This is a genomic window from Bacillus pretiosus (genome assembly GCF_052947655.1).
In genome coordinates this window covers 975,137-987,129 of sequence record NZ_CM129593.1, presented here as the reverse complement: position 1 = coordinate 987,129, position 11,993 = coordinate 975,137, and the positions used below count along the sequence as shown (strand labels likewise).

The 11,993-nt window shown below is 34.6% G+C and carries 14 protein-coding genes, 1 pseudogene and 1 riboswitch; of the genes and pseudogenes, 5 read left to right on the top strand and 10 right to left on the bottom strand.

Annotation, left to right across the window (positions count from 1 at the left end; all coding sequences use genetic code 11):
• Window positions 1–80: 80 nt before the first annotated feature.
• The 3 genes from ACU8YW_RS05075 to ACU8YW_RS05065 all read right to left on the bottom strand — a co-directional run bounded on the left by ACU8YW_RS05075 (window position 81) and on the right by ACU8YW_RS05065 (window position 1,850).
• A complete protein-coding gene (locus tag ACU8YW_RS05075; protein ID WP_088121473.1) occupies window positions 81–218 on the bottom strand; it encodes a Phr family secreted Rap phosphatase inhibitor in 138 nt (45 codons plus the stop codon).
• Window positions 215–1,324, bottom strand: coding sequence for a response regulator aspartate phosphatase (locus ACU8YW_RS05070; RefSeq protein WP_098189583.1), 1,110 nt, complete (start codon window positions 1,322–1,324; stop codon window positions 215–217). Before ACU8YW_RS05070 ends, ACU8YW_RS05075 begins: the two co-directional genes overlap by 4 nt.
• Window positions 1,325–1,631: 307 nt before the next feature.
• Window positions 1,632–1,850 (bottom strand): bacteriocin immunity protein, encoded by a 219-nt coding sequence (locus ACU8YW_RS05065; protein ID WP_000128276.1) that lies wholly within the window; start codon window positions 1,848–1,850, stop codon window positions 1,632–1,634.
• Window positions 1,851–1,855: 5 nt separating this feature from the next.
• Between ACU8YW_RS05065 and ACU8YW_RS05060 the strand changes: the two are divergent.
• Window positions 1,856–2,074, top strand: a pseudogene (locus ACU8YW_RS05060) (IS4 family transposase); the annotation flags it as partial.
• A 547-nt stretch (window positions 2,075–2,621) separates the two neighbouring features.
• Here the strand turns inward: ACU8YW_RS05060 and ACU8YW_RS05055 are convergent.
• The 3 genes from ACU8YW_RS05055 to ACU8YW_RS05045 all read right to left on the bottom strand — a co-directional run bounded on the left by ACU8YW_RS05055 (window position 2,622) and on the right by ACU8YW_RS05045 (window position 5,389).
• A complete protein-coding gene (locus ACU8YW_RS05055) occupies window positions 2,622–2,903 on the bottom strand; it encodes a hypothetical protein (RefSeq protein ID WP_048551443.1) in 282 nt (93 codons plus the stop codon).
• A gap of 478 nt (window positions 2,904–3,381) precedes the next feature.
• Complete coding sequence (locus ACU8YW_RS05050; protein ID WP_340436274.1) at window positions 3,382–4,338, bottom strand: ATP-grasp domain-containing protein; 957 nt, start codon at window positions 4,336–4,338, stop codon at window positions 3,382–3,384.
• A complete protein-coding gene (locus ACU8YW_RS05045; protein ID WP_097890596.1) occupies window positions 4,331–5,389 on the bottom strand; it encodes an LLM class flavin-dependent oxidoreductase in 1,059 nt (352 codons plus the stop codon). The genes ACU8YW_RS05050 and ACU8YW_RS05045 overlap by 8 nt, the downstream gene beginning before the upstream one ends.
• An 82-nt stretch (window positions 5,390–5,471) precedes the next feature.
• A riboswitch (SAM riboswitch) is annotated at window positions 5,472–5,578 on the bottom strand.
• Between the two features lie 241 nt (window positions 5,579–5,819).
• Here ACU8YW_RS05045 and ACU8YW_RS05040 point away from each other — a divergent pair.
• Entirely contained in the window at window positions 5,820–6,026 is a 207-nt protein-coding gene (locus ACU8YW_RS05040; RefSeq protein ID WP_426933948.1) for a hypothetical protein, read from the top strand.
• Window positions 6,027–6,350: 324 nt separating this feature from the next.
• Here ACU8YW_RS05040 and ACU8YW_RS05035 read toward each other — a convergent pair whose 3' ends face one another.
• Window positions 6,351–6,740, bottom strand: coding sequence for a hypothetical protein (locus ACU8YW_RS05035; RefSeq protein WP_087979654.1), 390 nt, complete (start codon window positions 6,738–6,740; stop codon window positions 6,351–6,353).
• Window positions 6,741–7,032: 292 nt separating this feature from the next.
• Between ACU8YW_RS05035 and ACU8YW_RS05030 the strand changes: the two genes are divergently transcribed.
• A complete protein-coding gene (locus ACU8YW_RS05030; RefSeq protein WP_097890600.1) occupies window positions 7,033–7,584 on the top strand; it encodes a DUF4352 domain-containing protein in 552 nt (183 codons plus the stop codon).
• Window positions 7,585–7,682: 98 nt separating this feature from the next.
• Here ACU8YW_RS05030 and ACU8YW_RS05025 read toward each other — a convergent pair whose 3' ends face one another.
• Window positions 7,683–7,865, bottom strand: coding sequence for a DAK2 domain-containing protein (locus ACU8YW_RS05025; protein ID WP_097890602.1), 183 nt, complete (start codon window positions 7,863–7,865; stop codon window positions 7,683–7,685).
• 179 nt (window positions 7,866–8,044) lie between these two features.
• Complete coding sequence (locus ACU8YW_RS05020; RefSeq protein ID WP_063222022.1) at window positions 8,045–8,551, bottom strand: RrF2 family transcriptional regulator; 507 nt, start codon at window positions 8,549–8,551, stop codon at window positions 8,045–8,047.
• A 210-nt stretch (window positions 8,552–8,761) separates the two neighbouring features.
• Between ACU8YW_RS05020 and ACU8YW_RS05015 the strand changes: the two genes are divergently transcribed.
• The gene (locus ACU8YW_RS05015) at window positions 8,762–9,403 is read left to right on the top strand and encodes an FMN-dependent NADH-azoreductase (RefSeq protein ID WP_060489122.1); all 642 of its coding nucleotides are present in this window, start codon (window positions 8,762–8,764) and stop codon (window positions 9,401–9,403) included.
• A gap of 74 nt (window positions 9,404–9,477) precedes the next feature.
• Here ACU8YW_RS05015 and dhaK read toward each other — a convergent pair whose 3' ends face one another.
• Window positions 9,478–11,229, bottom strand: coding sequence for a dihydroxyacetone kinase subunit DhaK (gene dhaK / locus ACU8YW_RS05010; protein WP_446894040.1), 1,752 nt, complete (start codon window positions 11,227–11,229; stop codon window positions 9,478–9,480).
• 178 nt (window positions 11,230–11,407) lie between these two features.
• Between dhaK and dhaS the strand changes: the two genes are divergently transcribed.
• Window positions 11,408–11,974, top strand: a complete 567-nt coding sequence (dhaS, locus tag ACU8YW_RS05005) for a dihydroxyacetone kinase transcriptional activator DhaS (protein WP_000204220.1) — start codon at window positions 11,408–11,410, stop codon at window positions 11,972–11,974.
• The last annotated feature ends 19 nt before the right edge of the window (window positions 11,975–11,993 follow it).

Genomic DNA, 11,993 nt, shown 5'->3' with positions numbered 1-11,993 from the left:
ATAATTACTTTTTCTTCACTGATAACTCTTCTTCAGTAATAATCCCTTAATCCAACAACTCTTTATACTTCAATATTCCATCAGCCCCACGGCTCTCCATGCGTATATTGTATAACGCTTGTTGTATTAACCTTTGATTGTTCCGTTGAAACATTTACTCCATTTAATAGTATGACTGTAATTATTAATCCAATTGAGCTGCTTATGATTCTTTTCATTTTAAAGCCCCTTTCTGAAAACCTTTTTCTTTTTCTTTATATCCTAAATAGAAGTATTCACTAGATTTTATTGAATTTCCTTCTTCATGATATTTAACCGCTAACTTTTCAGCATATTCTTGGACATATTGCCATAAACCTACTTCATTAAAGAAAGAAATTCCTTTAGAAATAGCTAACTCTAATTCTTCAGCAGAAACATTCTCATTCATTCCCTTTAGAATGGTAAAATGATGTTCATATTCTTTTTGTTCTAGTTCATTACAGATTACTAATCCTTTTTCAATTAAAGAGGCTGCAAGCTTGGTTTTTCCTAACTTTAAATTCTCTCTAGCTTCCAAAAAAATCGCTCTAAAGTGATTCGGGATTTTTTGTGATACTTCTGATAAATAACGAAGTGCTAAATCAGATAGGTTTTGCTCTGCATACATAACCCCTAAACTATGTCGAACTCGTAACATTAGCTCTTCTTCATTCTGCTTTTTCAAAATATCCAGAGACGACATAAAATAAACTTCTGCCTGCTCAAATTCATTTAGCTTTACACATGCTAACCCCAGAACATTGTCACATGCTGCGACCTTCCTACTATACCCGTACAGCCCTTCAAATATATTTCTTGCTCTAGTTGCATATTGAATAACTAAAATAGGCTGGCAAACATGATAATAGTAGCTAGATAGCTTAAAGTTAAATTCTGCTTTTTCGATTGGATCCTGAATATTTTCCAACAAAGATTCTGCTATTCCATAATGCTTTTCAGCCACTTTAAAATCACCGTTTACCGTAGCATGAGAAGCCTTAAAGAAATGGTAATAATATAATAAAGATTCATCTGATGGCGCTTCATCTAACTTCATTTTTCTTAGATCATTCTTAGATATGTCAGATTGATGGGGATAAAACTCTGCACTCAACATTTTAAATCTAAAATCTAAAAGTGAATAAAACTCTGTATTCTTTTGATCTTCTTCCATACTATTAACTTTTGTATCAATACTTTGTTTTAATTCCTTTGCCTTAACGAAATTCTGTGAACGAATTTCTCGATACCACTCATGTAAAAGTAAAGTGATTTCTTCCTTTTTTATTACGTGTACACTCATATAGCCCCTTCTCCTTTGTCTATAGATTACTAACATAATAACAAAAATCAGCTGATAAAACATTTAATTTTCTGAATATTATCGTTTCAAAAAATTTCTCAATACAATTTCACCGTTTCAGCTCTTTAAACTTAAAACTTTTCTGTTTCTTATTCATTTCTATATAAAAAATAACACTTCATTATTGGTAATGATGAAATATGAAAGTCTATCCTCTCATAAAAAAAACCCTTTTATTTTTTCTCGATGATCGATATTACTTAACATGTAAAAAAAAGATTGGGATAGGAGTTCAATACATATTATTCTACTTTTTTTCTTCTTTGTAATTCCATGCTATTTCTACTACTTCTTCGGGAGTCAATTCTTCATCATTCCAAAAAATTAAATCACTTGGAGCAGGATGAGGTACACCAGAGTTATTAAATTGATGAACATAGTTACTGTGTTCATCTTCAGGTAAATCAAGATCATAAATTTTTTTTACAAGCTCAAGCAGTTCTGTTTTCGTCATTTTACATGTCATATTTTTCATCCTTCCATTCCATTTATATGATAATGAATTATTATCTATTGTTCTACCAAGGATTACAAAAGAGCACCCAAGAATTATCAAAGATTTTCCTACGTCTGTTCAACCTTTTAGAGAAAAACGGACGGAAATCTCACCGTTACGAAAAGCAAACAGTCTTTGATATCCTCGGCGTTATGTATGAATGTACGTTGTTAAAGAGTTTCAAAGTCGCATAATATTTTTCAAAACACCTTTTTGGTAGTTTTATTTGTTATGCACATTTTTAGTGTAGTCGTAGAAATTTCAAAAAAATACACTCGCATATACCCTCTTGATACCCTTAGCTTGATGGTGATGGGGTACCGCCAGTATTTTGGAAAATAACCATGCTAAGAGTATGCAAGATTTTATAAATTTTTTCGACTCATTCAGTAGCAAACAAGAACCTTAAACCCATGCCAGGATAGGAGTTTATAAAAAGGTGAATCCCTTTTGAAAGTAGGAATTCGCCTTTTTCTTTCTCCTGATAATAGGACGTTACGTTAACCAACCATGAATAAGTATTCATCACAAAAAATCAAGATCTTTCCCGTTGGTTTTTACCCTTTACTAAGGCCTCGCCCTAAACTGTTTATTACACGGTTCACTTGACTACAATCTGCCTCTATCTCATCAAACTCAAGTAACTTTCTCCACATAAACACATGGACTCAACAAATTACTTCTAAAATTTATAAAAAGAAAAGACCTTTTAATTAAAAGATCTTTCTTTAAATGTATTTATTAAGATTTATATTTTTTGACTGTACAAGGAATAGTTACAATGTATAAATCTATAGCATAGATTGTAACCCAAATACCTTTACCTTCAGCCGCTAGCTTTTCATTTAATTGTGATAAATGCTCTGAAACTTTTCTTTTACCCCATTTTCTAGGAAACCATTGAAAAACCTTAGGAACATTATGTTTTTTGTTATACCATACGTTCAATCTCCAAAAAATCAAGAAAAACGAGACAATCACTACAATACAAAAAATATCAAAATATGAAATCCCTAAAATCATATAATATATTCTCCATTTCCATTAAAGCTCAGATAATTTTTTTCTTATACAAAATCAGAGAAAGGATAGCGCCCTCCCTCCCTCACAATATACAGTTATATACAGCTTATCACACAATTCTATTAGAGGAAATATCATCGGAATACCTTCAAATTATATCTATCTAAAAACAAAATATGGACTTTATTCACTTTTAAGATACATTTATATGTTACGTTGGATAAGTCCTTTTATAAGCCGTTTTTTTGATGTAGATGCCATTATTCTCAATACAATAGAAGCAATTATTGGAATATATATAGGAGTAAGAAGATCCCCTCTAGCTTAAGGTAGAGGGGATCTTCTTACTCCTATTTCAAACTACTCACAATCTCCACAAAGATCACTTCAAACGCATGCGCTCCTGCATCAAGATATCTTCATCTTGTCCATACGACCACGATTACTTTAACAAATATTCTCACTAGAACCTTACCTATTATTTAATTGACTCTACTTGTTTCTCTAATTCTCTTCCAAGGAATGTAGCAAGTTCAAGCATACCAAATTGATTCGCTACAGACTCTGCGCCAGAATTATAGTTTGTATTTGTATTAATATCATACGTATAAATTGTTCCATCCGCACTACGAATAAATTCAATACCAGCAACAGTTATTTCATTTTCTTTCAAAAACTCTTTGTATTGTTCAATAATTGGCTCGTGGAAGTCCGATATAATTTCAAATTTTGTTGACGACTCTTTCTTACTCTCTTCTCCTACTGGGCAAAAAGCATCTTGGATAGAGCACGCATCTGCTGGACAAAGTTCAAATCCTTCTGATGTATCTACTTTAACCGCATATACAAACTGGCCGCCTACAAACTCACAACGTGTAATATATGGTTCTGGTGCTTCGATGTACTGCTGGATTAAAGTAATTCCATCAATCGGTTCTTCAAAAGCCGGACCATCCAAATATTGTTCTAAAGCATCAATGGAATGAAATAGTTGAACACCAAGGCCTTTACCTGCACGGTTATGCTTTGTAATGAACGGTACTTCCCCTAACTCCTTTGCTGCTTTTACTATATGATCACGGCCAACAGCACCAATTGTTTTCGGTACTTGTATCCCAAATTTTCTTAATACTGCATATTGATTCAATTTACTTACTTCAAGACGTAATGCACGAGACCCATTAAATACTGTGCGCCCGTATCCCTCTAGCCAAGCAAGAACCCCTTCAGTCAGCTCAGGTGCATATCGATGCCCTCTCGTATGTGAAGAGGCACTCATGCGACTATAAAAAACACCTTTTGGAGGTTCTTGTTCTAATGAAAGTGTTCCTTCATTTAAAAGCCATTCCTCATACGGTAACTCCAGTTCTTCCAACCTTTTCACTAAATGATTCGTCCATTCCTTATTCTCATGCAATATGTAAATTTTACTCATTTGTAATCAATTCCTTTCTTTTTGCTTCAACTAATGGCATCACTTTTTCAGAAAATCGTTTCATCTCTTCAAGCTGTGGTGAAAATTGTAAAAGTAATAACGTAACACCCACTTTTTCAAAAGCAAGTATCCTTTCTGCAATTTGTTCTGGTGTTCCGATTAAATTAGGACGTAACCCGCGATTAGATACGGAATAATCATTGAGCTTCACTTGCTGTTCCAAATGCGATTTACTAATAAAGTCTTGGTAACCCGCATAACCTAAAGCATCGTCTTTCACATCCGTTATGCGTCTCCATTCTTCTAATGCCTCTTCTTCTGTATCACGACAAATGACGTACGCCGCAAGCCCAAATGACTGCAATGGCTCCTCTGTAACTTTCTTTCTACGATTCTTCATATCTTCTATTTTCACAGATACTTCTTCCACTGTTCCCCCGTGCATTACATATGCATCCGCGTGATTTACAATGACCTCTTTTCCTCGCTCACTCTCACCACCTGCATAAAGCTTAATGCCTTGTTTCTGCACAGGTTTTGGACTTAAATGTGTATGCTGAAGCTCATAAAAGTTCCCTTTATAAGAAAACTCTTCTTCTTTCCAAAGCTCCTTCAAAATTGTTACAAATTCCTCTGTGCGATCATACCTTTCATCATGTGCGGTAAATACCCCGCCGTACTGTCTCGCTTCTTCTTCCCACCATGCTGAAACTACATTTAATGTAAAACGACCATTACTTAATTGATCGATATTTGCTGCCATTTTCGCTGTAACTGCTGGATTGTGGAACCCAGGTCTTACAGCTGTCATAATCTCTAATCTATCCGTCACTGCTGCAAGTGCTGCCGCAGTTGTCCACGCCTCTAAACTTGGTGCTGAAACACCTTTTATATCATTTAAATTTAATTCTGCAATAAGAGTTGTTGAAAAACCTAATTGTTCTGCCGCTCGCGCTGTTTGTTTTGCGTACTCAAACGTAGGCGGCATAGATTCATCATCTACATTTCGAAGCCATCCCCCAAAAATCGGCAACCAAAAACCATACTCCACTACCTGTTCCCCCTTTAACTTTTAGCCATAAAAAAAGCTACTCTTAACGAAATAAGAGTAGCCTTCTTGACTAAGTGAACCGCTCTTATCTTTCAGGTGTTTTTTCACCTGCAGGATTTGGCACCTTTCGTCTAAAACGAGGTTGCCGAAGTTTCATAGGGCCCGTCCCTCCACTTCTCAACATAAGAATTGTTTGATTTCCATTTATTATAATCATCAGAATAATAAAAATCAATCTTTTAATACTTATTTTTCCGATATACATTAAATGATATGTAAAAAATCATATTATTATAGAGATTTATAGGTGTATTATGTTGTTTTACTTACGAATATATAAAGGGCTATGTTGCATCTTGTCGAAAACATCATGTATAACCAAGTTGCTTTACTTTTATCTTAAAAATACAGCAAAAGAGGTGTTAGTGGCATGAAAAATAAACGATGCGAGAATTGTGGTTCTACTACATTTAAAGAAGGAAGAGTTGGATTTGCTTTTCATGCATATGTTTGTGAGGATGATTCTAGTAGGCTCTTTTCAGTGGGGAAGCGTTCCAAACTATTAACTACATTTTGTTTAGAATGTGATCAGGTGAAATCATTTAGAGTGGAGAAGCCGGGGATATTTGAAGAATAAAATAATACTAATTACATATTATGAAGATGGTAATTAATGATGGTAACATTCAAGTATTTCGCTTACCTTTACAATTGGAATATTGAGTACTTTCATCTATAGGTGCTACTTCACTAGGAAAAATCCGTTCCTGTGTAAAGTTGTTTTCGGAATAATAGATACGAAATTTCATGTTAAATGCAAATAAACAAGGAAACTATTAGTCGGTTCCTTGTTTATTTAGCTAAAGCAGACTCCTTTGGAAAACCCAAATAAAAGTTAAATCAACTCCTATTTAACATTTCCCTTCAGATATATGACAGTAAAGAATACATCATCACGGTATCAGCAAGCAAAAGTGTATTCTGCATTTCTAAAAACAGTAGATGGCAGATTGTGACCTGCTGAATCTGCTAAGAAAGAATATACAAGAACATCCTTAACATCATCTTTATTTCCACTAATGATGACATCAAGAAAATCTTCTATTTGGAATTCTGGCGTAAACAACACAATCTTAGTTGTTCTGTTTGGTTCTAAAGAAACAAAAGTACGAGAGATTTCAACTAACTCATTTTGAGTCGGGAAAGAAATGTTTCGACTTCTCTTAACAGTTACCGTTACATCACTAGTATGGCAGCGTGAATCATTGTTTAACATAATGTTGAGAGCAGTTGGAATAATCCCATTTTCAGAAACTGGAACTCGAAACACTCCAGTAGATTTATGAGCCATATAATCACATCCTTTCAAAATAAAATATACTTACAATATATTAGATGCAAGAATCGTTCATTTTGATAGGGACAAATTATATGATTAATATATCTATAATAACCCTCAGTATTACTAAGCCAATGATTTAAAAGATTAAAAAATATCGTGAGAACCAATCGGATATATATTAAAAGAAAAAAGAATAAGGTATCTAAAAGAACCCCTATTTTGAGCCAATAATGAGACATTATGTTAATCTTATATGTATAGTTGCACAAAATTGAGAAACTTAAGGAGACAGATTAATTTTATGAGAAAATCATTCATATTGCTTACTTTAATTCTAGTATTAGCCAGTGTTACGGCTGCTTGCACACAAGATAAAAAAGATGGTGCCGTTGAAAATGGTCCAATAGAAGAACCAACCGCAAAAAATGAAAATGAAGAATTAATAAATCTTGAAGAAAAAGAAGATATGAGCCGCTTGGAACAAGGTATTTTATTAGTTGGTGAGAGTGTTAAGGGAGGCTATTACTTGACCGCCGTTCAAAATGCATATTTAAATGCTAGTAACGATTCCGTCGTTGTTAATGTCTCTGTAAAAAATGTACGAGGTCAAACGATCGGACTATCAGAATTAAAATATAACCTAAAAGATGAAAAAGCCGGAAAGGCCTATGAAGGAAAGGTGCTTGATCAAAACCCTTCTGATATACAAGTTAAACCAAATGAAACGGTAGAATTGAAAATAGCTTTTGAAGTACCAAGTACCGCAGATGAATATATGTTTTATATTGAAAGCTCTTTAGATCCTCTAGGAGCACACTGGAAAATCGATAAGCTGCAATCACAAAAAAGCTAAGTCTCAAATAAGCAAAAAGCACTGAAAAATTTGATATAGATACAAATGAAGAATATATAAAAGTCCCTCCACCTTAAGGCAAAGGGACTTTCTAACTCCTATTTCAAACTACCCGCAATCTCCGTAAAGATAACTCCAAGTGCATGCGCACCTGCATCTGGATAGCCTAAGCTTCTTTCGCCAACTGTACCAGCGCGGCCCATGCGAGCTACGATTTCTTTCGTGTACTCTGCTCCTTTTTCAAAGGGAATTTTCACTATGTTTAAAATATATGAACACATAAATTCATTTACTTTTCACGAAAATATAATTGTATTTTTTAGAATTTCAATGTTAATCAATTTGAAACTTTATGAGTTAATTAAATGTGATATTTAAAGAAGGAATTTGTGATGAAGTACTCACATGATGGAATTAATGTCAAAAAACAAAAAAACTCTAACTAATTCGTCATGGCGATTTAGTTAGAGTTTTTTTGTTTGAAGTATTCACGAGTATCTACCCTTATCTTTTCAGGTAAAACAATATCAAGTTCTTTATCTAACCATGCAAGAGTCTTTTTACGAAGAAACTCACGCATGTGTTCTTCTGCTTCAAGCATTACTAAGTTAATTGTACAAGAAGAATTGCTAGGGTCACAAGAATTACAAGCGTCGTCTCGATATAGTAGACCATTCTGTACAATATTTTTACATTGAAAAATAGGTTTTGGGCCTTCGACGGCTTCTATTACATCCCAAAAAGAGATATCTTCTGGAGACTTAGCTAACCTATATCCTCCCTTTACACCTGGGACAGAATTCACAATGTCAGCTTTAGATAATTTACCGAAAACTTTTGAAAGAAATGTTTCAGAAAGTCCTTGAAACTCTGCCAAATCTTTTATTCCAACACTTTCCTTGGAAGGAGTATTAATTAAATAAACTAGGCAATGCAAGGCATATTCAACCCCAACACTATATTGCATATACAAATCACCTGCTTTTTATTTTAAGGGTTATCAAATTGTATCTTAGGACCATTTAGAATTTTAGTCAAATAAAAAAAGGCTCTTTTAGAATAGTATGTATTTCATTTGACAAAAATAATTTCAGAGCTTATATTAAAGACTAAGTTAATCGACGATTAACTTAGTCGGCAATTAAAACGTAAAAACTTTTAAAAAGGGGAAATACAAATGAACAAAACACTTATCATAAACGCACATCCGAAAGTGGATGATACATCATCAGTCAGCATTAAGGTTCTTAACCACTTTTTAGTATCTTATAAAGAATTAATTCCTAATAATGAAACGATTGAACAGATTAATTTATACGATGATGTAGTACCAATGATAGATAAAACTGTTTTAAGCGCATGGGAAAAGCAAGGAAATGGACAGAAGTTAACTGATGAAGAACAAAAAGTAACAGAGCGTATGTCCGAAATTTTACAACAATTTAAAAGTGCAAATACGTATGTTATCGTATTACCTTTGCACAACTTTAATATTCCATCAAAGTTAAAAGATTACATGGACAATATCATGATTGCACGTGAAACATTTAAATATACTGAAACTGGATCAGTGGGATTACTTAAAGATGGAAGAAGAATGCTTGTTATACAAGCAAGTGGAGGAATCTATACAAATGATGATTGGTATACAGAAGTGGAATACTCTCATAAATATTTAAAAGCAATGTTTAATTTCCTAGGTATTGAAGATTATCAAATAGTTCGTGCACAAGGAACAGCAGTACTAGATCCAACTGAAGTATTACAAAATGCATATAAAGAAGTTGAAGAAGCAGCTTCCAGATTGGCTAACAAATAAATTTTTTCACTGGAAGAATGATGGTTATAATTAAAGATCCCCTCCACCACAAGGCAGAGGGGACTTTCCAATTCCTATTTCAAACTACCCGCAATCTCCGTAAAGATAACTCCAAGTGCATGTGCACCTGCATCTGGGTAGCCTAAACTTCTTTCACCAACTGTACCGGCGCGGCCCATGCGAGCTACGATTTCTTTCGTATACTCTGCTCCTTTAACCGCTGCTTCTGCTCCTTTTTCAAAGGCAGTTTTCATGTCTTCTTCGTTTGAAGCGCTAGCTAACCAAGAGTCTACACATGGAGCAAGTGCGTCAACAAGCGTTTTATCACCAACTACTGCTCCTCTACCGAATGATCTTTCACCGATAGATTGTATGCCTTGCAGTGCTGCTTGTAACATTTCAGCGAATTCTTTCACTGTTAGCTCACGCTTCTCGCCTGCTGCTTTACTAGCTGCGCGGAATGCTCCACCCCAAATTGGACCAGATGCGCCGCCGCAATGTTCCATAATAATCATCGAACAACCGTCAAGGAACGATCCGATTGTTACGTTTTCTTGATCTACAATAGAATGCCACTCACGTTTTAATTGCTTAAATCCTTTTGCCACACTCATTCCGAAGTCGCCGTCACCTGCATGTGTGTCTAACTCACAGAACGGTACTTCATTTTTAATAATAATATCGCTCATTTTATCAACGAGATAAATCATGTTGTTTAATGTAATGACATTATTTTTAATAACAGCGTGCTCTTCCGCTGTTTCTATTTCAAAGGAAACTTCCTTCTCTTCTGCTCCTTCAAGCACATTCACATACTCTACACTTTCAACTGGACCATCTACTTTAAACGCTGGTGTATTACATTCTTTAGATAGTAATGTTTTTAGCTCATCATCTAGTTTCATTACTGTTAAAGACATACCAGCCATATCGATACTCGTCATATAGTTTCCGACAAATACTCTATTAATTTTAATGTTTCTAGCAGCTAATTCTCGCGTCACTGCGTTGTTAAATAAGTAAAGTTCTTGTAGTGATGTTCCGCCAAAACCGTTAACTAGAAGTGCGATTTCTTCGCCGTCTTTTACTCCTAAATCTTTTATTAAATCACTTGTCATACGGTTAGCTAATTCATCAGCTGACATCGTTTTTTCACGCTTAATTCCTGGTTCACCGTGAATACCAACGCCGTATTCCATTTCATCTTCCGCAAGTGTGAAAGTAGGTGATCCGCTCGCTGGAACTGTACAAGAAGTTAACGCTAAACCGATTGTGCGCACGTTAGCCGCTGCTTTTTCTGCGACAGCTTTCACCGCTCCTAAATCCATACCCGCTTCCGCTGCTGCGCCGGCAATTTTATGAACGAGAATAACCCCCGCAACGCCGCGGCGTCCTACTGTGTACAGGCTATCTTCTACTGCAATATCATCGTCCACTTTTACGTAGTCGACTTCAATTCCATCTTCAGTCGCTAAATGCGCACCGTTTTTGAAATTCATAATATCGCCGCTGTAATTTTTAATAATTAATAACGTACCTTTTTTACTAGCTGTCTCTTTAATTGCTTGATACACCTGAATTTGTGAAGGCGAAGCAAACACATCTCCGCACACTGCCGCATCTAACATTCCTTTTCCGACTAATCCTGCATGCGCTGGCTCATGACCACTACCGCCGCCACTAATTAACGTTACTTTATTTTCGTTCATTTCTTTCTTCTTAATTACTTTATATTTTTTCAAAAGCTCAAGCTCTGGATGAGCCATAACCATTCCGTTGCACATTTCCATTACTAATGTTTCTGGTTTATTTATAATCTTTTTCATTGTGATTCTCCCTCAATTCCTTTAATATATTGTGATATATTTGAAATCTTCTTCTTACTACTCATGTTAAAATGAAAGCGTTTTATAGTAAACGGACAAAATGGACAATCTGTCTAAAGACACCGCTCTCATTTGTAGGTAGGATTTTCATATTACTAACATTCTAGGGATGATTCAGATGACCTCTTCTATAATTTCTAAAAAGATAATCGCGAATTCATTGAAGTATTTAATGGAAACAGAGTCGTTTCATAAAATATCAGTGAGCGATATTATGTTACACTGTCAAATGCGTAGGCAAACTTTTTATTATCATTTTAAAGATAAATTTGAACTATTAAGCTGGATTTATAGAGAAGAAACGAAAGAGAACATTATCGACTTTCTCGACTATGAAACGTGGGAAAACATTTTCGATTTATTATTTGATTACTTTTATGAAAATCAAAAATTTTACCGAAATGCTTTTAAAGTCATTGAGCAAAACTCGTTTAATCACTATTTATTTGAGCATACGAAAAACTTATATATGAAGATTATTGATGAATTATCTGTGAGCTGTGGATTCAGCCTTTCTGATGAGACAAAAAATACGATTGCCTCCTTTTATAGTCACGGCTTCGTTGGAACGATAAAAGATTGGATTGAAAGCAAATGCGAAGTAGATCCTTCCATTATGTCTTCTCTCATGAAAAATATGATAAACAATCAATTACTACTATTACTGGAACAATCAGCAAAGTAATTAAAGGGTGGCAAAAGCA

What these genes read in the sequence shown, in the direction of transcription:
- ACU8YW_RS05075 (WP_088121473.1), bottom strand. Translation starts at nt 218, where the DNA reads ATGAAAAGAATCATAAGCAGCTCAATTGGATTAATAATTACAGTCATA.
- ACU8YW_RS05070 (WP_098189583.1), bottom strand. Translation starts at nt 1,324, where the DNA reads ATGAGTGTACACGTAATAAAAAAGGAAGAAATCACTTTACTTTTACAT.
- ACU8YW_RS05065 (WP_000128276.1), bottom strand. Translation starts at nt 1,850, where the DNA reads ATGACATGTAAAATGACGAAAACAGAACTGCTTGAGCTTGTAAAAAAA.
- ACU8YW_RS05055 (WP_048551443.1), bottom strand. Translation starts at nt 2,903, where the DNA reads ATGATTTTAGGGATTTCATATTTTGATATTTTTTGTATTGTAGTGATT.
- ACU8YW_RS05050 (WP_340436274.1), bottom strand. Translation starts at nt 4,338, where the DNA reads ATGAGTAAAATTTACATATTGCATGAGAATAAGGAATGGACGAATCAT.
- ACU8YW_RS05040 (WP_426933948.1), top strand. Translation starts at nt 5,820, where the DNA reads ATGAAAAATAAACGATGCGAGAATTGTGGTTCTACTACATTTAAAGAA.
- ACU8YW_RS05035 (WP_087979654.1), bottom strand. Translation starts at nt 6,740, where the DNA reads ATGGCTCATAAATCTACTGGAGTGTTTCGAGTTCCAGTTTCTGAAAAT.
- ACU8YW_RS05030 (WP_097890600.1), top strand. Translation starts at nt 7,033, where the DNA reads ATGAGAAAATCATTCATATTGCTTACTTTAATTCTAGTATTAGCCAGT.
- ACU8YW_RS05025 (WP_097890602.1), bottom strand. Translation starts at nt 7,865, where the DNA reads ATGTGTTCATATATTTTAAACATAGTGAAAATTCCCTTTGAAAAAGGA.
- ACU8YW_RS05020 (WP_063222022.1), bottom strand. Translation starts at nt 8,551, where the DNA reads ATGCAATATAGTGTTGGGGTTGAATATGCCTTGCATTGCCTAGTTTAT.
- ACU8YW_RS05015 (WP_060489122.1), top strand. Translation starts at nt 8,762, where the DNA reads ATGAACAAAACACTTATCATAAACGCACATCCGAAAGTGGATGATACA.
- dhaK (WP_446894040.1), bottom strand. Translation starts at nt 11,229, where the DNA reads ATGAAAAAGATTATAAATAAACCAGAAACATTAGTAATGGAAATGTGC.
- dhaS (WP_000204220.1), top strand. Translation starts at nt 11,408, where the DNA reads ATGACCTCTTCTATAATTTCTAAAAAGATAATCGCGAATTCATTGAAG.